This window comes from Salmonella sp. 2018103 (assembly GCF_026247685.1).
GTDB lineage: Bacteria > Pseudomonadota > Gammaproteobacteria > Enterobacterales > Enterobacteriaceae > Salmonella > Salmonella enterica.
The window spans coordinates 4018877-4040604 of sequence record NZ_CP111029.1 but is presented as its reverse complement, the minus strand read 5'-3'; the positions used below and the strand labels follow the sequence as shown (position 1 = coordinate 4040604).

Below are 21728 nucleotides of genomic sequence, written 5' to 3'. Positions count from 1 at the left end.
CGGGTAATCCCGGCATGATATCGACTCACAGGAAGGATTTGAACGGTAGATCGGGTTCAATGGTAAAGCAATCGTCAAACCCACGCGGATAGTGGTATTCGAAATTGTCTTTATCCAGCGGCCAGGTAAACTTGCCGCCAACCTGCCAGATAAACGGTTTAAAACCATACTTCAGGCGATCTTTCTTCATTTCCCATAGCACGCGGATCTCTTGCGGATCGGCCTGGAAGTTCGACCAGATATCGTGATGGAACGGGATCACCACTTTGGTATTCAGCGATTCCGCCATGCGTAAAATATCCGCGCTGGTCATTTTGTCCGTAATACCGCGTGGGTTTTCACCGTAAGAACCGAGCGCGACATCAATTTGATGTTCGTTGCCGTGTTTCGCGTAGTAGTTGGAATAGTGAGAATCGCCGCTGTGATAGAGATTGCCGCCCGGCGTTTTAAACAGATAGTTAACCGCGCGTACATCCATGCCGTCCGGCAGTACGCCAGCGGCTTTCTGATCGGCGGGCAGGGTGATTAATGCGGTACGGTCAAAGGCATCAAGCGCATGAATTTCAATATCTTTCACTTTCACGACATCGCCCGGTTTTACCACGATGCAGCGTTCTTTCGGCACGCCCCAGCCAACCCATAAATCCACGCAGGTCTGCGGGCCGATAAACGGAACATCATCGGCGCAATTCTGCATTACGGCAGCCGCGACATTGACGTCAATGTGATCGTTATGGTCGTGGGTCGCCAGTACGGCGTCAATTTGACGGATAGCGAAAGGATCGAGAACAAACGGCGTAGTGCGCAGGTTAGGCTGTAATTTTTTGACGCCAGCCATACGCTGCATCTGATGGCCGGTTTTCATCAACGGATTACCGTGGCTCTGTTTACCGGTACCGCACCAGAAATCGACGCATACGTTAGTGCCGCCTTCAGATTTTAGCCAGATACCGGTACAGCCCAGCCACCACATAGCGAACGTACCCGGCGCGACCTGCTCTTGCTCAATCTCTTCGTTCAGCCAGCTTCCCCACTCCGGAAACGTGCTCAGAATCCATGATTCACGCGTGATGCTTTGTACTTTACTCATCGCATTTACCTTCATGTTTGTTCAAAATGGTTCAAAACGTGATTTGTTTTGATTAAGCCTGACACTATTTTCTCAAGAAGGCAATGGGCTATTTTTTGACTTTTGGGTAGAGGAGAACGCAGTCAGAAGAAAATTTAATCTTTTCTGGCGTCATGGGGATGTATTCATCTTTATGATTTTACTTATTTTAATGAAGAAATGAGTTATTTATAAGTAAACCATGTATTAAGTGTGCTAATTATTTGCGCGCTACGTCACATTTAATCAAATTCAATCTTGTTGTGATTACTTTTGAAAATTACAGTGGAGGGACATTATTCTGAGCGCCTGCGACTCAGCAACCTTGTCTACCGGAGATCGTTATGGAGATCCTCTACAACATCTTTACCATTTTCTTTAATCAGGTAATGACCAATGCCCCGCTATTACTGGGTATTGTGACCTGCCTGGGCTATATCCTGCTGCGTAAAAGCGTCAGCGTGATCATCAAAGGGACGATCAAAACCATCATTGGCTTCATGCTGCTACAGGCCGGGTCCGGCATTCTGACCAGCACCTTTAAACCGGTGGTGGCGAAAATGTCTGAGGTCTACGGCATCAACGGCGCGATTTCCGATACCTATGCTTCGATGATGGCAACGATCGAACGGATGGGTGATGCGTATAGTTGGGTAGGCTACGCGGTGTTGCTCGCGCTGGCGCTGAATATTTGTTACGTCTTGTTGCGACGCATTACCGGTATTCGCACCATCATGTTGACCGGGCACATCATGTTCCAGCAGGCGGGGCTGATTGCGGTCTCTTTCTATATCTTCGGCTATTCCATGTGGACCACCATTATCTGCACGGCGATACTGGTTTCCCTGTACTGGGGTATTACCTCCAACATGATGTATAAGCCGACTCAGGAAGTGACCGATGGCTGTGGTTTCTCTATTGGTCACCAGCAGCAGTTTGCTTCCTGGATTGCCTATAAAGTCGCGCCGTTCCTGGGCAAAAAAGAGGAAAGCGTTGAAGACCTCAAACTGCCGGGCTGGCTGAATATTTTCCACGACAACATCGTCTCCACGGCGATTGTAATGACCATCTTCTTTGGTGCCATTCTGCTCTCCTTCGGTATCGACACCGTGCAGGCGATGGCGGGCAAAGTGCACTGGACGGTCTACATCCTGCAAACCGGTTTCTCCTTTGCGGTGGCGATCTTCATCATCACTCAGGGCGTGCGCATGTTTGTGGCAGAACTCTCTGAGGCCTTTAACGGTATCTCCCAGCGTCTGATTCCGGGCGCAGTACTGGCGATTGACTGTGCGGCTATTTATAGCTTCGCGCCGAACGCGGTGGTCTGGGGCTTTATGTGGGGCACCATTGGTCAGCTGATTGCGGTTGGCATCCTGGTTGCCTGCGGCTCCTCGATCCTGATTATTCCTGGCTTTATCCCGATGTTCTTCTCTAACGCCACTATCGGCGTGTTCGCTAACCACTTCGGCGGCTGGCGTGCGGCGCTGAAAATTTGTCTGGTGATGGGGATGATTGAAATCTTTGGTTGCGTCTGGGCGGTGAAACTCACCGGTATGAGTGCCTGGATGGGTATGGCGGACTGGTCGATTCTGGCACCGCCGATGATGCAGGGCTTCTTCTCCCTCGGTATCGCCTTTATGGCCGTCATCATTGTAATTGCACTGGCTTATATGTTCTTCGCTGGCCGCGCACTGCGCGCAGAAGAAGATGCAGAAAAACAACTGGCAGAACAGTCTGCTTAATAAGGAGTTTTGATTATGACCGTACGTATTCTGGCTGTGTGTGGCAACGGACAAGGCAGTTCCATGATCATGAAAATGAAAGTGGACCAGTTTTTAACCCAATCAAACATTGACCACACGGTAAACAGCTGCGCGGTTGGCGAGTACAAAAGCGAGTTGAGCGGCGCGGATATCATCATCGCTTCTACCCATATTGCAGGCGAAATCAGCGTGACCGGCAACAAATATGTGGTTGGCGTGCGCAACATGCTCTCTCCAGCTGACTTCGGCCCGAAACTGCTGGAAGTGATCAAAGAACATTTCCCGCAAGATGTGAAGTAAGGATGCAACATGAAATTACGTGATTCACTGGCGGAGAATAATTCTATCCGCCTGCAGGCTGAAGCGAATACCTGGCAGGAAGCCGTCAAGATCGGCGTCGATTTACTGGTGGCTGCCGACGTGGTGGAGCCGCGCTATTACCAGGCCATTCTCGATGGCGTTGAGCAGTTTGGCCCCTATTTTGTGATTGCCCCCGGCCTGGCGATGCCGCATGGCCGCCCGGAAGAAGGGGTCAAGAAAACCGGTTTTTCTCTGGTGACCCTGAAAAAGCCGCTGGAGTTCAACCACGAAGATAACGATCCGGTGGATATTCTGATCACCATGGCGGCAGTAGACGCCAATACCCATCAGGAAGTAGGCATCATGCAGATCGTTAATCTGTTTGAAGACGAAGCCAATTTTGACCGTTTACGCGCCTGCCGTACCGCGCAGGAAGTCCTGGATCTCATTGACCGCACCAACGCGGCAGCTTAAGAAGGAATTGAACATGTCATTACCGATGTTGCAAGTCGCGCTGGACAACCAGACTATGGATAGCGCCTATGAAACCACTCGCCTGATTGCCGAAGAAGTCGATATCATTGAAGTGGGCACCATTCTGTGCGTGGGCGAAGGCGTGCGCGCCGTTCGCGACCTGAAAGCGCTCTATCCGCACAAAATCGTGCTGGCGGACGCCAAAATTGCCGATGCCGGTAAAATCCTCTCCCGTATGTGTTTCGAAGCCAACGCGGACTGGGTAACGGTCATTTGCTGCGCTGACATCAACACTGCGAAAGGTGCGCTGGATGTGGCAAAAGAGTTCAACGGCGACGTGCAGATCGAGCTGACCGGTTACTGGACCTGGGAACAGGCGCAGCAGTGGCGTGATGCGGGCATTCAGCAAGTGGTTTATCACCGCAGCCGTGACGCGCAGGCCGCAGGCGTGGCGTGGGGCGAGGCGGATATTACCGCGATTAAGCGGCTGTCCGATATGGGCTTTAAAGTGACCGTGACCGGCGGGCTGGCGCTGGAAGACCTGCCGCTGTTCAAAGGCATTCCGATCCATGTCTTTATCGCGGGGCGCAGCATTCGCGATGCCGAATCGCCGGTAGAAGCCGCACGGCAGTTCAAACGCTCCATTGCCCAACTGTGGGGCTAAGGAGCGGCTATGCTGTCGAAACAAATTCCGCTCGGCATCTATGAAAAAGCGCTCCCTGCTGGGGAGTGCTGGCTGGAGCGCCTGCGGCTAGCGAAAACGCTGGGTTTTGACTTCGTTGAAATGTCGGTGGACGAGACCGACGCCCGACTGGCGCGGCTCGACTGGAGTCGCGAGCAGCGCCTGGCGCTGGTGAGCGCGGTTGCTGAAACCGGCGTGCGCGTGCCGTCCATGTGTCTGAGCGCGCATCGTCGTTTTCCACTCGGTAGCGAAGATGACGCGGTACGGGCGCAGGGGCTGGAGATTATGCGTAAAGCGATTCAGTTTGCGCAGGACGTCGGGATTCGCGTCATTCAACTGGCGGGGTACGACGTTTACTATCAGCAGGCCAACGACGAAACGCGTTGCCGCTTCCGCGATGGGTTAAAAGAGAGCGTTGATATGGCCAGCCGCGCCCAGGTGACGCTGGCGATGGAGATCATGGACTACCCGCTGATGAATTCCATCAGTAAAGCGCTGGGCTATGCTCACTACCTCAATAACCCGTGGTTCCAGCTCTATCCGGATATCGGCAATCTGTCTGCCTGGGATAACGACGTACAGATGGAGCTACAGGCGGGAATCGGGCATATCGTCGCGGTACACGTCAAAGATACTAAACCCGGCGTGTTCAAAAATGTGCCGTTTGGCGAAGGCGTTGTCGATTTCGAACGCTGCTTCGAAACGCTCAAACAGAGTGGCTATTGCGGGCCCTATCTGATTGAGATGTGGAGCGAAACAGCAGAGAACCCGGCGGCAGAGGTAGCGAAAGCGCGTGACTGGGTGAAAGCGCGCATGGCCAGCGCCGGTCTGGTGGAGGCAGCCTAATGCAAAAACTCAAGCAGCAGGTATTTGACGCTAACATGGATTTGCCCCGTTATGGACTGGTGACGTTTACCTGGGGCAACGTCAGCGCTATCGATCGCGAACGCGGGCTGGTGGTAATTAAGCCAAGCGGTGTCGCCTATGAAACCATGCAGGCAGATGACATGGTGGTGGTGGATATGGATGGCAAAGTGGTGGGGGGAGGTTATCGTCCTTCTTCCGATACCGCTACCCATCTGGCGCTGTATCAACGCTATCCGTCGCTTGGCGGCGTCGTTCATACCCACTCCACCCACGCCACGGCATGGGCGCAGGCGGGGATGGCTATTCCAGCGCTCGGCACCACGCACGCGGACTATTTCTTTGGCGATATTCCTTGTACCAGAGCGTTAAGCGAAGAAGAAGTGCAGGGCGAGTACGAGCTGAACACCGGTAAGGTGATTATCGAAACGCTGGGCGAGGTGGAACCGCTGCATACGCCAGGCATTGTCGTGTATCAACACGGGCCGTTCGCCTGGGGGAAAGATGCGCACGATGCGGTACATAACGCGGTCGTCATGGAGGAAGTGGCGCGAATGGCGTGGATTGCGCGCGGTATTAACCCTGGCCTCAACCCCATCGACGATTATCTGATGAACAAGCACTTCATGCGTAAGCATGGCCCGAATGCGTATTACGGGCAGAAGTAAAACAACGCTCCGGGATCCTATCCCTCAGGGATGTAATTGGTCAGATTCCGGAGCTTCTTTCATAACACTCTATAGAATCATACTACTGTGTCTATCAACGGATTGTTTGTTAAAACTGACCCACAGCGGCGTCGGTATGGAGTAGCTGCGTTAATTGGTTTTGCAGCGGGTATTATTTCAGCATTTGTAAAATGGGGCGCGGAAGTTCCTTTACCGCCGCGAACGTTTTCCGGCGGGCGCGATGAGTTTAATCCACCGTATATTTTTTTGCGGGATTATTTAGGCATTGACCCAACACAAACGGTTTATACCTTTTCTGAGCATGTTATTAACCCTGTGATGGTAACTCACATTATCTTTTCGCTGGTGTTCGCAATAGGTTACTGCGTCGTCGCGGAAATTTTCCCGAAAGTTAAATTATGGCAGGGGATACTGGCGGGGCTGATTGTTACGGTTGTCGTGCATGGCATATTCTGCCCGGCGCTGAACTTAACGCCTCCGCTTACACAACTTCCTTTTGACGAGTACGCTTCTGAAATTCTGGGACATGTATTTTGGTTTTGGGTGATTGAATTAATGCGCCGCGATCTGCGAAACCGCATAACGCATGAGCCGGATGCCGAAGTGCCATTAACAACCCGATAAGCGAAAAAAATGCCCCCTGACCAGGGGGCAAAACTATGGCATTTTCCTGATACTAGCGATAAATCTCCGCGCTGGCATGCATGTTGCCGTTACTACCGGGCTCCCGTAACAAAATCGGGTGGTAGTACGTTGCGCCTCGCGCATCAGTTTCTTCTTTCAGCGCCTGGCGGGCCTCGCTTTCGGTCGCGAAATTATGGTTTATGTAAATCACGCCTAAGCTCTGTATATCGTCCATATTTCTGACCTGACGTTATCAATTTCAATGGCTGCCATTGTATTTACGCTGAGCAAAAATCCAGCCAGAAGGGGGAAAATACGGAAGAACATAGTGACCTCCTCGGCGGCGGTTGCTGACCTGGCCCTGCCTCCTTTTTTGTGAACCTCTGATGTTATTTTAATCGCTACCAGCAGGAGCGATAGCGACCATTTCTGATGCAGTTGTTCAAAAAATTACCGCATTTCCCGCTTCTGCCTGATAAATCGTCAACTCGCTAGCTGTTATGGTGGTTAACAGGTCGGTATCTCAGCCTTAATCTTTTACATTTCAGAACTGATCGGCAGGCACATAAATAATCGAACTATTGCCTTGAGTTTCGCCGGGCGTGTCAGTATTATAACGCGTCATTTTTCAGCCGACCTTTAACACGTTCCTTGCCTCCATGGGCCGCGGCTGACCCAGACAGGAGGCTGAATAATCCGTAAGGAGCAATTCGATGCGTCATTACGAAATCGTTTTTATGGTCCATCCTGACCAGAGCGAACAGGTTCCGGGCATGATCGAGCGTTACTCTGCCGCCATCACTGGCGCAGAAGGCAAGATCCACCGTCTGGAAGACTGGGGCCGCCGTCAGCTGGCTTACCCGATCAACAAACTGCACAAAGCGCACTATGTTCTGATGAACGTTGAAGCGCCGCAGGAAGTGATCGATGAGCTGGAAACTACCTTCCGCTTCAACGATGCCGTTATCCGCAGCATGGTTATGCGTACTAAGCACGCTGTTACCGAAGCTTCTCCGATGGTTAAAGCGAAAGACGAGCGCCGTGAGCGTCGCGATGATTTCGCTAACGAAACCGCAGATGATGCTGAAGCTGGGGATTCTGAAGAGTAATTTCTGATGACCAACCGTCTGGCGTTGTCCGGCACCGTGTGCAGGGCCCCCCTTCGAAAGGTCAGTCCATCAGGAATTCCGCATTGCCAGTTCGTGCTTGAGCATCGTTCTGTGCAAGAGGAAGCCGGCTTTCACCGGCAGGCGTGGTGCCAAATGCCCGTTATTGTTAGCGGACACGAAAACCAGGCCATTACTCACAGTATAACGGTCGGCAGCCGCATAACCGTTCAGGGGTTTATCTCTTGCCACAAGGCAAAGAACGGTCTGAGCAAAATGGTTCTGCATGCCGAGCAGATTGAATTGATAGATTCTGGAGACTAGCCATATGGCACGTTATTTCCGTCGTCGCAAGTTCTGCCGTTTCACCGCGGAAGGCGTTCAAGAGATCGACTATAAAGATATCGCTACGCTGAAAAACTACATCACCGAAAGCGGTAAGATTGTCCCAAGCCGTATCACCGGTACCCGTGCAAAATACCAGCGTCAGCTGGCTCGCGCTATCAAACGCGCTCGCTACCTGTCTCTGCTGCCGTACACTGATCGCCATCAGTAATCGGTCACGGTCCATTAATACGACTTTGAGAGGATAAGGTAATGCAAGTTATTCTGCTTGATAAAGTAGCAAACCTGGGTAGCCTGGGTGATCAGGTTAACGTTAAAGCGGGCTATGCTCGTAACTTCCTGGTACCACAGGGTAAAGCTGTTCCGGCTACCAAGAAAAACGTTGAATACTTCGAAGCACGTCGCGCTGAACTGGAAGCTAAACTGGCTGACGTTCTGGCTGCTGCAAATGCACGCGCAGAGAAAATCAACACCCTGGAAACCGTTACTATCGCGTCTAAAGCAGGCGACGAAGGTAAACTGTTCGGTTCCATCGGTACTCGCGACATCGCTGACGCTGTGACTGCAGCTGGCGTTGACGTGGCTAAGAGCGAAGTTCGTCTGCCGAACGGCGTTCTGCGTACCACTGGCGAACACGAAGTGAACTTCCAGGTTCACAGCGAAGTATTCGCAAAAGTTATCATCAACGTGGTTGCTGAGTAATCAGGCATTCTCGTTTTTGCTAGCAACGAAACGTCGGCCCAGCGCCGACGTTTTGCTTTTTTAACCCCATCGCTTTTCGACTGGCTATCTCCCCCTCTTTTCGCGATAATCAAAAATAAAACATTATTTTAATTTCTTGGTGAAAGAATGGATACCCAACGCCAGGCCTCCCCGTTTGCCCGCAAAAACGTCGTTTATGTGTGTGCCGCATTTTGTTGCCTGCTATGGGGCAGCGCTTATCCAGCCATCAAAAGCGGTTATGACCTCTTTCAGATAGCCACCGACGATATCCCTTCTAAAATTGTTTTTGCTGGTTATCGTTTTTTGTTTGCGGGTGGGTTGCTGCTACTGTTCGCGTTGCTTCAGCGTAAACCGATTGGTCGGTTTCGTCCGCGCCAGTTTGCTCAGTTAACGTTACTGGGGCTGACTCAGACGTCGCTGCAATATCTCTTTTTCTATATCGGCCTTGCGTTTACCTCCGGCGTGAAAGGCTCAATCATGAACGCGACAGGCACATTCTTCAGCGTATTGCTGGCGCATTTTATTTATCAGAACGACCGATTGAGCTACAACAAAACGCTCGGCTGTATTCTGGGCTTTGCGGGCGTCATGGTGGTGAACGTCAGCAACGGCCTGGATTTCAGCTTTAATCTGCCGGGAGAAGGCTCCGTGGTGCTGGCGGCGTTTATTCTTTCTGCGGCCACGTTGTATGGCAAACGTCTCTCGCAGACGGTCGATCCGATGGTCATGGCTGGCTATCAATTGGGGATTGGCGGTCTGGTACTGGTCATTGGCGGCTACGTTTTTGGCGGTACGCTGACGATACATGGCTTCTCGTCGGTGGCGATTTTAGTCTACCTGACGTTGCTCTCGTCGGTCGCTTTTGCGCTATGGAGCATTTTACTCAAATATAATCGCGTGGGGATGATTGCGCCGTTTAACTTTCTGATCCCGGTTTCCGGCGCTGCTCTTTCGGCTATTTTCCTCGGCGAGAATATTCTGGAGTGGAAATACATGATTGCGCTGGTGCTGGTGTGTTCGGGGATTTGGTGGGTGAATAAGGTGAAGCGGTAATGCTTCACCTGAACGAATAGGGTATAGGCGGGGTAAGGCGTAGCCGGCGTTACTGTGCGCGAATAAAACTGCCGTCAGGCTGACGCGTAAACAGCACCTGTTGGCCGTTATCGCCATCTATCGTTAAACCTGTCACCACCCCGCTGGCATTCTGGCGAATTTTAATCATTTGACCATTTTTGAGATTACTCAGCGGCTTGCCAGCGCCTTCTACCTGCGCCATTGCATAAACGTCTGTTGGGGGAAGTCCGTGGTCACGGAACAGTTGCGCCAGAGTTTTACCAGGCTCTACCCGGTACGAGCGCCACTGTTGACCGATGCCGCTATCCTGCTGGAAAGGCTGCGTTTGCGGCTGGTTTTGTTCTTCCGGCTGGCCTTCCTGGATAGGTTCCGGCGCAACGGGCGCCACCTGATCCGGATCGTTTTGCGGCGCGACCAGTTGCGCCTGAAGCTGGGCCTCCGTCGGCGGCTGTGATTGCGATTGCAGATCCAATTGCGCTTCCCGCGTGACGACAGGCGAGTCGCTGGTCTCGCTGGCGGGCAGCAGGAAACCGATCACCAGCACGATAGCGGCAATGATAATGCCACGACGATGCATAGGCGGCAGCGGCTCCATGATGCGAAAATTATCCGGCGCGTGCCAGATTTTCGCCAGGGTTGGTTTTAATTCAAAGCGCCCGGGCATGGTTTACCTCCTGCTCCGCATCTCGTTCCTTAATCATAGAGTATAGATGGCTAACGCTATGATACTGGTAGTGCTATCCGCTTTCGTGACATCAATACGGATAATCTATTGTTTCTTTTTCCCTGCGATTTGTCATCCTCCCTGAGACAAAGTTTTACCAGAAGAAGCGTGGCTGTTATGCTGCCCGCTACTTTTTTGATATCCGATGAAGGAAAAATAATGGCCACCCCGACTTTTGACACTATTGAAGCGCAAGCGAGCTATGGCATTGGTTTGCAGGTAGGGCAGCAGCTTAGCGAATCCGGTCTTGAAGGGCTATTGCCTGAAGCGCTGGTTGCAGGTATTGCTGATGCGCTGGAAGGTAAACACCCGGCGGTTCCTGTTGATGTGGTGCATCGCGCGCTGCGTGAAATTCATGAGCGTGCGGACACGGTGCGTCGTGAGCGTTTCAAAGCGATGGCGGCCGAAGGCGTGAAATACCTGGAAGAAAACCGCGAAAAAGACGGTGTGAACAGTACTGAATCTGGTTTACAGTTCCGCGTTCTGACGCAGGGCGAAGGCGCGATTCCGGCGCGTACCGACCGCGTACGCGTGCATTACACCGGTAAGCTTATTGATGGCACCGTATTTGACAGCTCCGTCGCGCGCGGCGAACCGGCTGAATTCCCGGTAAATGGCGTGATCGCCGGCTGGATTGAAGCGCTGACTCTGATGCCGGTAGGTTCCAAATGGGAACTGACTATCCCACAGGAGCTGGCCTATGGCGAGCGTGGGGCCGGGGCATCTATTCCGCCATTCAGCACCCTGGTGTTTGAGGTGGAACTGCTGGAAATTCTCTAAGCGCTCCGGGTTTGCCGGATGACGGCGTAAACGCCTTATCCGGCAACCCTGACTTCAGCAGATGCCAATATTTTATTTTGCAAATGGCGTCGTTACGTGTATTTTTGTGAGCTAATTCGCATTATCAAAGTGATATAACACTCATTTTAAACATAAAATTAACATTGTATTTGAATCTTAGTATTCATCCCGCCGATTCTTACCTAATATCGATGAGTCCTGATAACAGGATCGTCGTATCATAGACCAAAGGCCGTAGAGCCCGCACAACACAGACAGGTACAGGAAGAAAAACATGGTAGATCAGGTAAAAGTCGCAGCCGACGAACAGGCTCCGGCTGAACAGTCGCTACGGCGCAATCTTACAAACCGTCATATACAGCTTATCGCTATTGGCGGCGCTATTGGTACCGGTCTGTTTATGGGATCGGGTAAAACGATCAGTCTCGCCGGACCGTCGATCATTTTTGTGTATATGATCATCGGTTTTATGCTTTTTTTCGTGATGCGCGCCATGGGGGAATTGCTGCTCTCGAATCTGGAATATAAATCGTTTAGCGATTTTGCTTCCGACCTGCTTGGCCCCTGGGCGGGATATTTCACCGGCTGGACGTACTGGTTTTGCTGGGTAGTGACCGGTATGGCTGACGTGGTGGCGATTACCGCCTACGCGCAGTTCTGGTTTCCCGGCCTTTCCGATTGGGTCGCCTCGCTGGCGGTAGTGATCCTGCTGCTAAGCCTCAACCTCGCCACCGTTAAAATGTTTGGTGAAATGGAATTTTGGTTTGCTATGGTCAAAATCGTCGCCATCGTGGCGTTGATTGTGGTCGGGCTGGTCATGATTGCGATGCACTTTAAATCGCCGACAGGCGTTGAAGCGTCTTTTGCGCATCTGTGGAATGACGGCGGCTGGTTCCCGAAAGGTATTAGCGGGTTCTTTGCCGGTTTCCAGATTGCGGTGTTCGCCTTCGTGGGCATTGAGCTGGTCGGTACTACCGCCGCAGAAACTAAAGATCCGGAAAAATCGCTGCCGCGCGCGATTAACTCAATACCGATCCGTATCATCATGTTCTACGTCTTTGCGCTGATTGTCATTATGTCGGTGACGCCGTGGAGTTCCGTGGTGCCGGATAAGAGCCCGTTTGTTGAGCTGTTTGTACTGGTGGGTCTGCCTGCCGCCGCTAGCGTGATCAACTTTGTTGTGCTGACCTCGGCGGCGTCTTCCGCCAACAGCGGCGTCTTCTCGACCAGCCGTATGCTGTTTGGCCTGGCGCAAGAAGGCGTGGCGCCAAAAGCGTTCGCTAAGCTATCGAAACGCGCGGTACCGGCGAAAGGCCTGACCTTCTCCTGTATCTGCCTGCTGGGCGGCGTGGTTATGCTGATGGTCAACCCGAGCGTGATTGGCGCATTCACCATGATCACTACGGTTTCGGCTATCCTGTTTATGTTTGTCTGGACCATCATTCTGTGTTCATACCTGGTGTACCGCAAAAAGCGTCCCCACTTGCATGAAAAATCCATCTATAAGATGCCGCTCGGTAAGCTGATGTGCTGGGTCTGTATGGCGTTCTTTGCGTTCGTGCTGGTATTACTGACGCTGGAAGACGATACGCGCCAGGCGCTGATCGTGACGCCGCTGTGGTTTATCGCGTTGGGTCTGGGCTGGCTGTTGATAGGTAAGAAACGGATGGCGGGAATGCGTTAATTGTTTTGCCCGGTAGCGCTGGCGCTTACCGGGCTTACAGCGTAGCGTTGATTTGTAGGCCGGATAAGGCGCGGTTTACAGCCGCCATCCGGCAAAATGCCTGGCTGGCGATTATTCCCCGGCCAGCGCGCGTGGGAACAGCACGTTATTCTCCAGGCTGATGTGCTCCATCAGATCATCAATCATCTCATTAATGCCGTTATACATCGCTTTCCAGGTGGTGCAGGCTTCTGGCGGCGGCGTTACATTTTGGGTGACGTGTTTGATGACGTCTACCAGCTCTCCCGCCTCGTCATGCTCGCTTTCCATTACGCTTATCGGGCCCGTTGCCTGGCGACCCATACCCTGTTTGATCATGGGAAACAGGATCTGTTCTTCTTTCATCATATGGCTGGAAAGCTCTTCATGCAGCGCGGTGAGATATTTTGTCAGGCCGCGTGGGACGTTTGGCTTATCCGCGTGAACGCGTTCCACTTTGGTTGCCTGCAGGATAAGCTCCGGCAGTTGTTCGCGGTGTCGATCATGATAGCGCACAACGATATGGTCAATAATGTCCGCCAGCGGAACGGCGCGCCAGTCTTTTTCGATGGGCTGTTCAGCCAATTGCGCCAGTTGCGCTTCAATGATGTCAATATCGACGTCGTGACGCGCGGCGGCGCGCGCCAGCGTCTGTTTTCCGCCGCAGCAGTAATCCATATCGTACTGGCGAAACAGCGCCGATGCGCGGGGAATAGAGAGCGCCAGTTCGCCTAAAGGTTGATCGCGATAAGCCATAGCCGTTACCTCATTTGCAATAATATAAGTTGTACTTTAAATGCATCTTTAAGGCGAGGCTATAACTCTTTCGGGGGGCGTATAATTTAAGCCAGGATGAGATTAGCGTTCCGTGACCGGAACGACGGTCGCTTTTTCCGGTTTCGCTCTCACGGCAATGACCACGCCCGCCACCAGGAGCGCAATGCCGCTTAACGTCAGGAATGGCGGGATTTCCTGGCGCAGAATGAAGGTATAGAGCAGTCCCGCCAACGTTTCAAAAACAATCAGCGGCCCTAAAATCACGGTTGGCAATTTTTGGCTGGCGATATTCCAGCACAGCGCGCCCACCCAGGAACACAGCACCGCGATGGCGATCATCAGACCGATAAACAGCGCGGGATGCGGGCCAAAGGGCAGGGTAAACAACGGTTTCTGGATACTCAGCCACAGACAGACCGCCGCATAGCCGATTAACGAGACCGGCAGCGTAACCAGCGCCTGCGCCGTTGCCCACATCATGGGATGTTTGTCGGGATTTTCCCGCAGCCAGCGGGCGTTGCGCAGCGCATACCATGCCCAGCACGCTACGGAAATCAGCGCCAGCACAACGCCTGAACCATAGCGCCAGCCGCTAACATCGGACAATCCCTGGCTAAGTTCAGCAATATTGACGCACAGCAGGCCAAAACCGATAAGCGCCAGCGCGGGCGCTAAACGCAGCCAGGATAATCTGCCGTCTCGTTGGCTATAGAGAACGTTAGCGAAAAGCGGAATGACGACCGGCAATGTCCCGATGATCATCGTCGACACCGGCGCGCCGGTTCGCTGAATGGCGCTGGCGAGGCAGGCGTAATAGATTACATTGCCCATCAGGGTCAGCGACAGGGCGGTGGACCAGTCTTTGCGCGTCAACTGGCGTAACCGCGTGCGGCCTAACCAGGCAATCGGCAGGGCAATCAGCCCCAGCGCCAGATAGCGTCCCATTGACTGTAAGAGGGCCGGGTAATCCGGTACGATTAACGGGCCGACGAAAATCAATCCCCACATTAGCCCTGCCAGCAGGGCATATAGCACGCCGCTAATCATCAGATTCTCCTCATAAACCGTTCCGTCATTATCAGAGAAGGTCTATGAGGATGCCACATAAATTAACTAAATTTTAACACTTACAGTGCGGAGCGAAGGCTTTCTGTGAGCGTCGTCGTCGGGCGACCGATGAGTTTACGCAGCGTATGGCTGTCATCAAACAGGCCGCCTTTCGCCGCGCCAGCGTCAGAATTGGCCAACATATCCGCCAGTCCGTCAGGCAGGCCTGCGCCTTTCAGCGCGGCGGCAAAATCGACTTCGCTCAGGTTCTGGTAGACGATTTTTTTTCCGCTCTGATGAGTAAGTTCATCCGCCAACTGGCTTAATGTCCAGGCGTCATCACCCGCCAGTTCGTAGACATTCCCGGCGTGACCCTCTTCACGGATGACGCGCGCGGCGGCGGCGGCATAGTCAGCGCGCATTGCGGAGGCGATTTTCCCTTCTCCCGCTGCGCCAATAAAGACGCCATGCTTCAGCGCGGCAGGGACGCTCGCCAGGTAGTTTTCCGTATACCAGCCGTTACGTAATAGCGTGTGAGGAATACCTGACTCAGCCAGCATTTTTTCCGTTTCAATATGTTCATCGGCGAGCGCCAGCGGCGATTTATCCGCATGTAGCAGACTGGTATAGGCGATGAATTTCACCTTCGCGGCAATGGCGGCCTGAATGACGTTGCGGTGCTGCGCGGTGCGTTGTCCCACTTCGCTGGATGATATAAGCAGCAGTTTATCAACACCCTGTAAGGCGGTGGTCAGCGCGGCTTCGTTAGCGTAATCCGCCTGGCGAACGGCAATCCCGCGCTGACTGAGCGGGGCGGCTTTTTTCGGGTTACGGACGATCGCGACGAGGTGACTGGCGGGCGTCGTTTTTAGCAGGTTTTCAATAACGTGTTGGCCCAGTTGGCCTGTTGCGCCAGTGATAGCAATCATGGTGAACTCCTCAGTGTTGGTCTTGTGTTTTATTACGCTACCACCTAAACTTACTTTTAGTAAGTACGTACAAAAAGGTAAGTATCAATGCGCGCTCATACTCTTTCCCGGCAGTTGCGTGAAGGCAATCTCTTTGCTGAACAGTGCCCGTCCCGTGAGGTGTTAAAACATGTCACCAGTCGCTGGGGCGTACTGATTCTGGTCGCGTTACGCGACGGTACACACCGTTTTAGCGACCTGCGTCGCAAGATGGGAGGCGTGAGTGAAAAGATGCTGGCGCAGTCGCTACAGGCGCTTGAACAGGACGGATTTCTCAACCGGGTGTCATATCCAGTTGTTCCGCCGCATGTGGAGTACAGCCTGACGCCGCTTGGCGAGCAGGTGAGCGATAAAGTCGCCGCGCTGGCGGACTGGATAGAACTGAATTTGCCGCAGGTATTGGCGCAGCGGGACCGTTTATCAGATGGCGGCTAGCGCTTTATTCGGCCTGCCAGTCAGGCCGAATAAACGCAGCGCCATACGGGACTCACGTTACTTGCTCAAATCCACCTGATAAATGGCAAAACCAATATCATCGACGGCAACCTTCTTCATCGGATACTGCCCTTTCGCTTTAATGAAGGCAGCGGCTTTATCACCTGGCGATGTTTCAAAGCGGATATCCAGCGCCGTATCGCTGTGGATTGGCGCCAGACGCCAGTTATTATCCGCCGCCGGATGGATTTCGCCCGCGCGTTTTGACTCTGCGCCAATCCATGCCGCCAGCACGGCGCGATTTTCATCCGGAGACGCAAAGGCGATATGGCTGTCGCCCGTGCCGGCAAACTTGCCGCCGTAAGCGCGATAGTTATTCGTGGCGACCAGGAACGTAGCGTTCGGGTCGACAGGCTTACCGTTAAAGGTCAGGTTTTTAATACGTTCCGCCTGCGGATTCACCATCTGGCATTCGCCATCATAGCGGGCGGGCTGTGACACATCGATTTGATAATTCACGCCATCAATGACATCGAAATTATAGGTGCGAAAGCCATCCCAATTGATCAACGATTGCGGTTTGTTGCTGTGAATATCAATCTGATTAAATTGTCCGGCAGAACATTCCAGCCACTCTTTTACCTCCTTGCCGCTGGCTTTCACCACCACCAGCGTATTCGGATAGAGATAAAGATCGGCGGCGTTACGGAAGGTCAACTGGCCTTTTTCCACTTCGACAAAACTGGCAGGATCGTTCTTACGCCCGCCAACTTTAAACGGCGCGGCGGCGGACAGCACCGGCAGTTTCGCCAGATCCGGATCGCCCTGAATAAAGTGTTCCACATACGCTTTTTGCGCGTTATTCACCACCTGTACGGTAGGATCGTCCTGCACCAGAGCAAGATAACTGTACATGTTATCGGCAGATTTACCGATGGGCTTGCTGACAAACTCGCGGGTGGCATCGTGATCGGCTTTCAGAATATCGACCAGCTTACTGTCTTCCGCCGCCAGCGACTTTTTAGCGGCGGCGTCATAGATAGGCCGCGCTTGTGCTTTCGCCTGCGTAACCTGCCATTTGCCGCTGTCGTTATTGAGCACCAGATCGACCACTCCCAGATGGTCGCCCCACATGCCAGGCATTACCGCAGGAATGCCGTTAAGCGTACCTTTGGCGATATCCGCGCCTTTGATGTCGGCAAAATCTTTACCGGGGAAGACGGCGTGGGCGTGGCCAAACATAATCGCGTCGACGCCGGGAACTTCGCTGAGGTAATAAACCGAGTTTTCCGCCATGCTGTGGTACGGATCGGCAGAAAGGCCTGAATGAGCAATGACTACCACGATATCTGCGCCTTTCTCGCGCATTTCGGGCACATATTTCCGGGCGGTTTCCGTAATGTCATTGACGGTAACTTTGCCGCTCAGATTCGCTTTATCCCAAATCATGATTTGCGGCGGAACAAAGCCGATATAGCCGATTTTCAGAGTTTGCGGGTTGCCGTCTTTATCAATAACGTTCGTCTCTTTAATCAGATAAGGCGTAAAGAGCGGCTTTTGGGTTTTAACGTCGATAATATTGGCGTTAACATAAGGGAATTTCGCGCCGGCCAGCGCGTTATGCAGATAGTCCAGACCATAATTAAACTCATGGTTGCCGAGGTTTCCAACCGCGTAATCCAGAGTGTTGAGCGCTTTATAGACCGGGTGAATATCACCGTCTTTGAGCCCTTTTGCCGCCATATAATCGCCCAGAGGGCTCCCCTGAATCAGGTCGCCGTTATCCACCAGCACGCTGTTTTTGACTTCATTTCGGGCGGCATGAATCAAACTTGCGGTACGTACCAATCCGAATTTTTCGGTTGCGGTATCCTTGTAATAATCGAAATCCATCATGTTGCTATGTAAATCAGTAGTTTCCATGATACGGAGATCGACGGTGGCCGCATTCACGCTGGCGGCGATCAGCGTAGCCAGAAGCGTTGCACTAAACTTAATCATCAGAGGCACCTTTTAAGAACGCAATAGAAAAGCCGGATAGTGAAAAATAGCGATGATAAACAGTGAAACCCGATATCGTTCCGACCGTCGCCAGAAGAAGGCGAAACCGCCCCATCCGGCCGATTTTTTGCGAGTGTTCACAGAAGGGTGAATCATGCCATGAAAGGTATTATCAAAACCGCAGACGGTATCACAGTTGGCGGAACCCTTAACGATCGGGTATAAGTAAAACAACGAGTTAACGCCCCCGTCATAAAGAGGTGGAGAATGTTAGAACAAGTATGCCAGCTTGCACGGAACGCGGGCGATGCCATTATGCAGGTTTATGATGGAGCCAAACCGATGGAGTACGCCCGCAAGCAGGACGATTCTCCAGTCACTGCGGCGGATATCGCCGCACATACCGTGATTCTCGAAGGGTTACGCACGCTCACGCCGGATATTCCGGTGCTTTCAGAAGAAGATCCGCCTGCCTGGGAAGTGCGCCAGCACTGGCAGCGCTACTGGCTGGTCGATCCGCTCGACGGCACCAAAGAGTTCATCAAGCGCAATGGCGAATTCACGGTCAATATCGCGCTGATTGAGCAGGGCAAACCGGTGTTGGGCGTGGTCTATGCGCCGGTGCTGAAAGTGATGTACTACGCGGCGGAAGGTAAGGCCTGGAAAGAGGAGTGCGGAGTGCGTAAGCAGATTCAGGTCCGGGATGCCCGCCCGCCGCTGGTGGTGATTAGCCGTTCGCATACGGATGATGAACTCACCGAATATCTCCAACAGCTTGGCGAACATCAGACAACTTCTATTGGTTCCTCGCTGAAATTCTGTCTTGTGGCGGAAGGCCAGGCGCAGCTTTACCCCAGATTTGGGCCGACCAGCGTCTGGGACACTGCCGCAGGTCATGCCATTGCCGTTGCAGCCGGGGCGCATGTTCACGACTGGCAGGGAAAAACGCTGGACTATACCCCTCGTGAATCGTTCCTTAACCCCGGCTTCCGGGTGACTATTTACTGAGGAGCTTATGCAGCAGGCCGACCACCTGCTGTACCTCTTGCTGGGTTAACGCGCCATCTTTCACCCATTGAACCCGACCGTCTTTGTCAAGCACAATGACGGCGGACCCCTCTTCTTTTAATTGCCAGGCGTTACGCGCCACGCCATTGCTGTCGACAATAAATTGCGACCACGGATAGAGCTTTTTATTACTTTCTATACTGCTACGCACGAACATACCGGAGCCTGGGATCGCATCATCGGTGTTCACAATTGTGGTCGTCTGGTATCTGTCATGCGGAAGCCCGGCGGATTTAATCGCTTCAATCAGCGTGGCGTTTTTTTCCTTCGCTGACGTTCGACCCGCAATGTGCAGCAGGACGCGCACTTTTCCCGCCAGCTGCGCGCTATTCCAGTTTTTATAACTAAACTCATCTTTATTCAACGTCAGTTCGCCACGATCGGCAATGCCTACCGGCGGCACCCGTTGGTTAACTTCAAGGTTATGCGCACAAGCCATTATGGGGAGTAGCAGACACGACATCGCCAGAATTTTACGTAGGGTCATGGTCATTCCTTCTTTATTTTTTTGCAGGTGATCCGACCACTTTGGGCCGATAGTTAATCATATGTGCGATTGATGCTTTTTCCCGCAAAGGGGATGCCAGTTTGCGGGCGGGCGCACACTTCCTGTGAAAAATGAAGGCATATACTGAGAAAAATGAGCTGATGTTTAGATAATTCTGAATAACTGTAATCAAAAGGTAAATATACTTATGCACACTGGAAACGACGTAGATATGGTCTATAGTCATATGGCATTAAAATTTGCGCCTTAAAACTGTTGGGCCGATTGTGGCACCGCAAGGGCGTAATACTCTGCAGGAGACAACAATGAAAATTTTCCAACGCTACAACCCGCTACAGGTGGCGAAGTACGTGAAGATCCTGTTCCGTGGACGGTTATATATCAAGGATGTTGGCGCTTTTGAGTTCGATAAGGGTAAGATTCTTATCCCAAAAGTGAGAGACAAGCAGCACTTGTCTGTGATGTCTGAAGTTAACCGTCAGGTTATGCGTCTGCAAACTGAGATGGCGTAACCAAAAGTGCTATGCAGTAGGTTAAAAAAGTAAAAAAAAACGGCTCCTGAATCAGGAGCCGTTGATGTTTCTGGCAAACGGATTTCAGGCCGCGCTGTCTTCTTTACCTTGCGCATCGGGCAGTTTCGGTGCCGGTACGTTGCTTTTATTGTCGAGACGCGTCACCAGCAACTGATCGATACGGTAGTTGTCGATATCCACCACTTCAAATTTGTAGCCGGAAAACTTCACCGAATCAGTACGTTTTGGGATCTTGCGCAGCATAAACATCATAAAGCCGCCAATGGTTTCATAGTTGCCGGATTGCGGAAACTCATCGATATCCAGCACGCGCATGACGTCGTCAATCGGCGTGCCGCCGTCAACCAGCCAGGAATTTTCATCGCGCGCCACAATTTGCTCTTCCAGTCCCTGGCCGACCAGGTCACCCATTAGCGTGGTCATCACATCGTTCAGCGTAATGATACCGACGACCAGCGCGTATTCATTCATAATGACCGCGAAATCTTCGCCCGCCGTTTTGAAACTTTCCAGCGCCTCAGAAAGGGTCAGCGTATCCGGCACAATCAAGGTATTGCGAATTTGCACGCCGCCATTCAGCGCCATACTTTGGTTCGCCAGCACGCGGTTCAGCAGATCTTTGGAGTCTACATAGCCGATGATGTGGTCGATATCTTCATTACACACCAAAAATTTTGAGTGCGGATGTTCGGCGACCTTTTTCTTCAGGCTTTGCTCGTCTTCGTGCAGATCAAACCAGATGATACTTTCGCGCGGCGTCATGGAAGACGGTACGGTGCGGGATTCAAGTTCAAACACATTTTCAATCAGTTCGTGCTCTTGCTTGCGCAAGACGCCCGCCAGCGCGCCGGCTTCCACCACTGCGTAAATATCATCAGAAGTAATGTCGTCTTTCCGCACCATTGGAATTTTGAACAGGCGGAAGATGTTGTTTGCCATGCCGTTAAACAGCCACACCAGCGGGCGAAAAACGAACAGGCAGAAGCGCATCGGGTTGATGATACGCAAAGCCACAGCTTCTGGCGCAATCATACCGATGCGTTTCGGGGTTAAATCCGCGAACAGGATAAACAGCCCCGTCACCAGCGAGAAAGAGAGAATAAAGCTCAGCTGCTCGGAGAGTTCTGGCGACATATAGTGCGAGAAAAGGGCGGAAAAGGCGGGCGAAAATGCCGCATCGCCGACGATACCGCCAAGAATAGCGACGGCGTTCAGGCCAATTTGCACAACGGTGAAAAACATGCCGGGATTTTCCTGCATTTTCAATACGCGTTGTGCGTTGATACTGCCTTCATCAGCTAATAACTTAAGTTTAATCTTACGTGATGCGGCAAGCGAGATCTCGGAGATGGAGAAGAACGCACTTACAGCGATCAGGCAGAATATAATGAATATACTGTTTAACATATCTT

25 protein-coding genes and 1 pseudogene are annotated in these 21728 nt (G+C 52.4%); 17 read left to right on the top strand and 9 right to left on the bottom strand.

The annotated features are described in order from the left end of the window. Nucleotides 1-25: 25 nt before the first annotated feature. On the bottom strand, nt 26-1090 hold the full coding sequence (gene ulaG, locus OLG56_RS19510; protein WP_000049161.1) for an L-ascorbate 6-phosphate lactonase: 1065 nt from the start codon (nt 1088-1090) through the stop codon (nt 26-28). Between the two features lie 362 nt (nt 1091-1452). Here ulaG and ulaA point away from each other — a divergent pair, with 362 nt between their 5' ends. The 7 genes from ulaA (at nt 1453) to OLG56_RS19475 (ending at nt 6504) form a co-directional block, all read left to right on the top strand. Beyond that, nucleotides 1453-2850, top strand: coding sequence for a PTS ascorbate transporter subunit IIC (gene ulaA / locus OLG56_RS19505; RefSeq protein ID WP_000404876.1), 1398 nt, complete (start codon nt 1453-1455; stop codon nt 2848-2850). A 15-nt stretch (nt 2851-2865) separates the two neighbouring features. Continuing rightward, entirely contained in the window at nt 2866-3171 is a 306-nt protein-coding gene (gene ulaB, locus OLG56_RS19500) for a PTS ascorbate transporter subunit IIB (protein WP_000218358.1), read from the top strand. A gap of 9 nt (nt 3172-3180) precedes the next feature. Next, nucleotides 3181-3645 carry a PTS ascorbate transporter subunit IIA gene (ulaC, locus tag OLG56_RS19495; RefSeq protein ID WP_000776531.1) on the top strand — a complete coding sequence of 155 codons (465 nt, stop codon included), beginning with the start codon at nt 3181-3183 and terminating at the stop codon, nt 3643-3645. Nucleotides 3646-3658: 13 nt separating this feature from the next. Then, nucleotides 3659-4309 carry a 3-keto-L-gulonate-6-phosphate decarboxylase UlaD gene (gene ulaD, locus OLG56_RS19490; protein WP_000056761.1) on the top strand — a complete coding sequence of 217 codons (651 nt, stop codon included), beginning with the start codon at nt 3659-3661 and terminating at the stop codon, nt 4307-4309. 9 nt (nt 4310-4318) lie between these two features. Beyond that, nucleotides 4319-5173, top strand: a complete 855-nt coding sequence (gene ulaE, locus OLG56_RS19485; RefSeq protein ID WP_000949530.1) for an L-ribulose-5-phosphate 3-epimerase UlaE — start codon at nt 4319-4321, stop codon at nt 5171-5173. Further along, nucleotides 5173-5859 carry an L-ribulose-5-phosphate 4-epimerase gene (locus OLG56_RS19480; protein ID WP_001170774.1) on the top strand — a complete coding sequence of 229 codons (687 nt, stop codon included), beginning with the start codon at nt 5173-5175 and terminating at the stop codon, nt 5857-5859. Before ulaE ends, OLG56_RS19480 begins: the two co-directional genes overlap by 1 nt. 87 nt (nt 5860-5946) lie before the next feature. After that, on the top strand, nt 5947-6504 hold the full coding sequence (locus tag OLG56_RS19475) for a YagU family protein (protein WP_000026294.1): 558 nt from the start codon (nt 5947-5949) through the stop codon (nt 6502-6504). Between the two features lie 52 nt (nt 6505-6556). Here OLG56_RS19475 and yjfY read toward each other — a convergent pair. Beyond that, nucleotides 6557-6831: pseudogene (yjfY, locus tag OLG56_RS19470) on the bottom strand (DUF1471 family protein YjfY). Between the two features lie 386 nt (nt 6832-7217). Here yjfY and rpsF point away from each other — a divergent pair. From rpsF to OLG56_RS19445, 5 genes are all read left to right on the top strand, one after another. Next, nucleotides 7218-7613, top strand: coding sequence for a 30S ribosomal protein S6 (gene rpsF, locus OLG56_RS19465; protein WP_001216673.1), 396 nt, complete (start codon nt 7218-7220; stop codon nt 7611-7613). A 6-nt stretch (nt 7614-7619) separates the two neighbouring features. Beyond that, a complete protein-coding gene (gene priB, locus OLG56_RS19460) occupies nt 7620-7934 on the top strand; it encodes a primosomal replication protein N (protein WP_001519453.1) in 315 nt (104 codons plus the stop codon). A 4-nt stretch (nt 7935-7938) separates the two neighbouring features. Further along, a complete protein-coding gene (gene rpsR, locus OLG56_RS19455) occupies nt 7939-8166 on the top strand; it encodes a 30S ribosomal protein S18 (RefSeq protein WP_000135199.1) in 228 nt (75 codons plus the stop codon). Nucleotides 8167-8207: 41 nt separating this feature from the next. Further along, nucleotides 8208-8657, top strand: coding sequence for a 50S ribosomal protein L9 (gene rplI, locus OLG56_RS19450; RefSeq protein WP_016507482.1), 450 nt, complete (start codon nt 8208-8210; stop codon nt 8655-8657). Between the two features lie 147 nt (nt 8658-8804). Then, entirely contained in the window at nt 8805-9731 is a 927-nt protein-coding gene (locus OLG56_RS19445; protein WP_061377164.1) for a DMT family transporter, read from the top strand. Nucleotides 9732-9780: 49 nt separating this feature from the next. Here OLG56_RS19445 and OLG56_RS19440 read toward each other — a convergent pair whose 3' ends face one another. Beyond that, nucleotides 9781-10416 (bottom strand): OapA family protein, encoded by a 636-nt coding sequence (locus OLG56_RS19440; protein ID WP_001119446.1) that lies wholly within the window; start codon nt 10414-10416, stop codon nt 9781-9783. A gap of 219 nt (nt 10417-10635) precedes the next feature. On the opposite strand from OLG56_RS19440, the gene bamJ reads away from it, so the two are divergent. Together bamJ and cycA are read left to right on the top strand one after the other, a co-directional pair. Continuing rightward, nucleotides 10636-11256: a BamJ family beta-barrel-assembly machinery protein gene (gene bamJ, locus OLG56_RS19435; protein WP_000235164.1), complete on the top strand. Its 621-nt coding sequence runs from the start codon at nt 10636-10638 to the stop codon at nt 11254-11256. 295 nt (nt 11257-11551) lie between these two features. Further along, nucleotides 11552-12961, top strand: coding sequence for a D-serine/D-alanine/glycine transporter (cycA, locus tag OLG56_RS19430; protein ID WP_000228322.1), 1410 nt, complete (start codon nt 11552-11554; stop codon nt 12959-12961). A gap of 111 nt (nt 12962-13072) precedes the next feature. On the opposite strand, the gene ytfE is transcribed toward cycA, so the two are convergent. The 3 genes from ytfE to OLG56_RS19415 all read right to left on the bottom strand — a co-directional run bounded on the left by ytfE (nt 13073) and on the right by OLG56_RS19415 (nt 15732). Continuing rightward, the gene (gene ytfE, locus OLG56_RS19425; RefSeq protein ID WP_000331471.1) at nt 13073-13735 is read right to left on the bottom strand and encodes an iron-sulfur cluster repair protein YtfE; all 663 of its coding nucleotides are present in this window, start codon (nt 13733-13735) and stop codon (nt 13073-13075) included. Nucleotides 13736-13837: 102 nt separating this feature from the next. Continuing rightward, nucleotides 13838-14803, bottom strand: coding sequence for a DMT family transporter (locus tag OLG56_RS19420; RefSeq protein WP_061377163.1), 966 nt, complete (start codon nt 14801-14803; stop codon nt 13838-13840). Between the two features lie 80 nt (nt 14804-14883). Beyond that, nucleotides 14884-15732, bottom strand: coding sequence for an SDR family oxidoreductase (locus OLG56_RS19415; protein ID WP_061386830.1), 849 nt, complete (start codon nt 15730-15732; stop codon nt 14884-14886). Nucleotides 15733-15819: 87 nt separating this feature from the next. On the opposite strand from OLG56_RS19415, the gene OLG56_RS19410 reads away from it, so the two are divergent. After that, nucleotides 15820-16206 carry a winged helix-turn-helix transcriptional regulator gene (locus OLG56_RS19410; protein ID WP_001201295.1) on the top strand — a complete coding sequence of 129 codons (387 nt, stop codon included), beginning with the start codon at nt 15820-15822 and terminating at the stop codon, nt 16204-16206. Nucleotides 16207-16263: 57 nt separating this feature from the next. On the opposite strand, the gene OLG56_RS19405 is transcribed toward OLG56_RS19410, so the two are convergent. Continuing rightward, nucleotides 16264-18207 carry a bifunctional 2',3'-cyclic-nucleotide 2'-phosphodiesterase/3'-nucleotidase gene (locus OLG56_RS19405; protein ID WP_061377161.1) on the bottom strand — a complete coding sequence of 648 codons (1944 nt, stop codon included), beginning with the start codon at nt 18205-18207 and terminating at the stop codon, nt 16264-16266. 267 nt (nt 18208-18474) lie between these two features. Here OLG56_RS19405 and cysQ point away from each other — a divergent pair, with 267 nt between their 5' ends. Continuing rightward, nucleotides 18475-19215 (top strand): 3'(2'),5'-bisphosphate nucleotidase CysQ, encoded by a 741-nt coding sequence (gene cysQ / locus OLG56_RS19400; protein WP_000893398.1) that lies wholly within the window; start codon nt 18475-18477, stop codon nt 19213-19215. Here cysQ and OLG56_RS19395 read toward each other — a convergent pair. After that, nucleotides 19205-19762 (bottom strand): YtfJ family protein, encoded by a 558-nt coding sequence (locus OLG56_RS19395; protein ID WP_000175303.1) that lies wholly within the window; start codon nt 19760-19762, stop codon nt 19205-19207. The genes cysQ and OLG56_RS19395 overlap by 11 nt on opposite strands. Before the next feature lie 326 nt (nt 19763-20088). Here OLG56_RS19395 and OLG56_RS19390 point away from each other — a divergent pair, with 326 nt between their 5' ends. Next, on the top strand, nt 20089-20295 hold the full coding sequence (locus tag OLG56_RS19390; RefSeq protein ID WP_000689229.1) for a DUF1107 domain-containing protein: 207 nt from the start codon (nt 20089-20091) through the stop codon (nt 20293-20295). A gap of 84 nt (nt 20296-20379) precedes the next feature. Here OLG56_RS19390 and paeA read toward each other — a convergent pair whose 3' ends face one another. Beyond that, entirely contained in the window at nt 20380-21723 is a 1344-nt protein-coding gene (gene paeA / locus OLG56_RS19385) for a polyamine export protein PaeA (protein WP_000934970.1), read from the bottom strand. Between the last annotated feature and the right edge of the window lie 5 nt (nt 21724-21728).

Bases quoted from the DNA above. Each gene is read 5' to 3' on its own strand.
- ulaD (WP_000056761.1), top strand. From the start codon at position 3,659: ATGTCATTACCGATGTTGCAAGTCGCGCTGGACAACCAGACTATGGAT.
- rpsR (WP_000135199.1), top strand. From the start codon at position 7,939: ATGGCACGTTATTTCCGTCGTCGCAAGTTCTGCCGTTTCACCGCGGAA.
- OLG56_RS19445 (WP_061377164.1), top strand. From the start codon at position 8,805: ATGGATACCCAACGCCAGGCCTCCCCGTTTGCCCGCAAAAACGTCGTT.
- OLG56_RS19395 (WP_000175303.1), bottom strand. From the start codon at position 19,762: ATGACCCTACGTAAAATTCTGGCGATGTCGTGTCTGCTACTCCCCATA.
- OLG56_RS19405 (WP_061377161.1), bottom strand. From the start codon at position 18,207: ATGATTAAGTTTAGTGCAACGCTTCTGGCTACGCTGATCGCCGCCAGC.
- ulaC (WP_000776531.1), top strand. From the start codon at position 3,181: ATGAAATTACGTGATTCACTGGCGGAGAATAATTCTATCCGCCTGCAG.
- OLG56_RS19415 (WP_061386830.1), bottom strand. From the start codon at position 15,732: ATGATTGCTATCACTGGCGCAACAGGCCAACTGGGCCAACACGTTATT.
- priB (WP_001519453.1), top strand. From the start codon at position 7,620: ATGACCAACCGTCTGGCGTTGTCCGGCACCGTGTGCAGGGCCCCCCTT.
- cysQ (WP_000893398.1), top strand. From the start codon at position 18,475: ATGTTAGAACAAGTATGCCAGCTTGCACGGAACGCGGGCGATGCCATT.
- paeA (WP_000934970.1), bottom strand. From the start codon at position 21,723: ATGTTAAACAGTATATTCATTATATTCTGCCTGATCGCTGTAAGTGCG.
- OLG56_RS19480 (WP_001170774.1), top strand. From the start codon at position 5,173: ATGCAAAAACTCAAGCAGCAGGTATTTGACGCTAACATGGATTTGCCC.
- ulaB (WP_000218358.1), top strand. From the start codon at position 2,866: ATGACCGTACGTATTCTGGCTGTGTGTGGCAACGGACAAGGCAGTTCC.
- rplI (WP_016507482.1), top strand. From the start codon at position 8,208: ATGCAAGTTATTCTGCTTGATAAAGTAGCAAACCTGGGTAGCCTGGGT.
- OLG56_RS19410 (WP_001201295.1), top strand. From the start codon at position 15,820: ATGCGCGCTCATACTCTTTCCCGGCAGTTGCGTGAAGGCAATCTCTTT.
- OLG56_RS19420 (WP_061377163.1), bottom strand. From the start codon at position 14,803: ATGATTAGCGGCGTGCTATATGCCCTGCTGGCAGGGCTAATGTGGGGA.
- OLG56_RS19440 (WP_001119446.1), bottom strand. From the start codon at position 10,416: ATGCCCGGGCGCTTTGAATTAAAACCAACCCTGGCGAAAATCTGGCAC.
- ulaG (WP_000049161.1), bottom strand. From the start codon at position 1,090: ATGAGTAAAGTACAAAGCATCACGCGTGAATCATGGATTCTGAGCACG.
- ulaE (WP_000949530.1), top strand. From the start codon at position 4,319: ATGCTGTCGAAACAAATTCCGCTCGGCATCTATGAAAAAGCGCTCCCT.
- cycA (WP_000228322.1), top strand. From the start codon at position 11,552: ATGGTAGATCAGGTAAAAGTCGCAGCCGACGAACAGGCTCCGGCTGAA.
- ytfE (WP_000331471.1), bottom strand. From the start codon at position 13,735: ATGGCTTATCGCGATCAACCTTTAGGCGAACTGGCGCTCTCTATTCCC.
- rpsF (WP_001216673.1), top strand. From the start codon at position 7,218: ATGCGTCATTACGAAATCGTTTTTATGGTCCATCCTGACCAGAGCGAA.
- bamJ (WP_000235164.1), top strand. From the start codon at position 10,636: ATGGCCACCCCGACTTTTGACACTATTGAAGCGCAAGCGAGCTATGGC.
- ulaA (WP_000404876.1), top strand. From the start codon at position 1,453: ATGGAGATCCTCTACAACATCTTTACCATTTTCTTTAATCAGGTAATG.
- OLG56_RS19390 (WP_000689229.1), top strand. From the start codon at position 20,089: ATGAAAATTTTCCAACGCTACAACCCGCTACAGGTGGCGAAGTACGTG.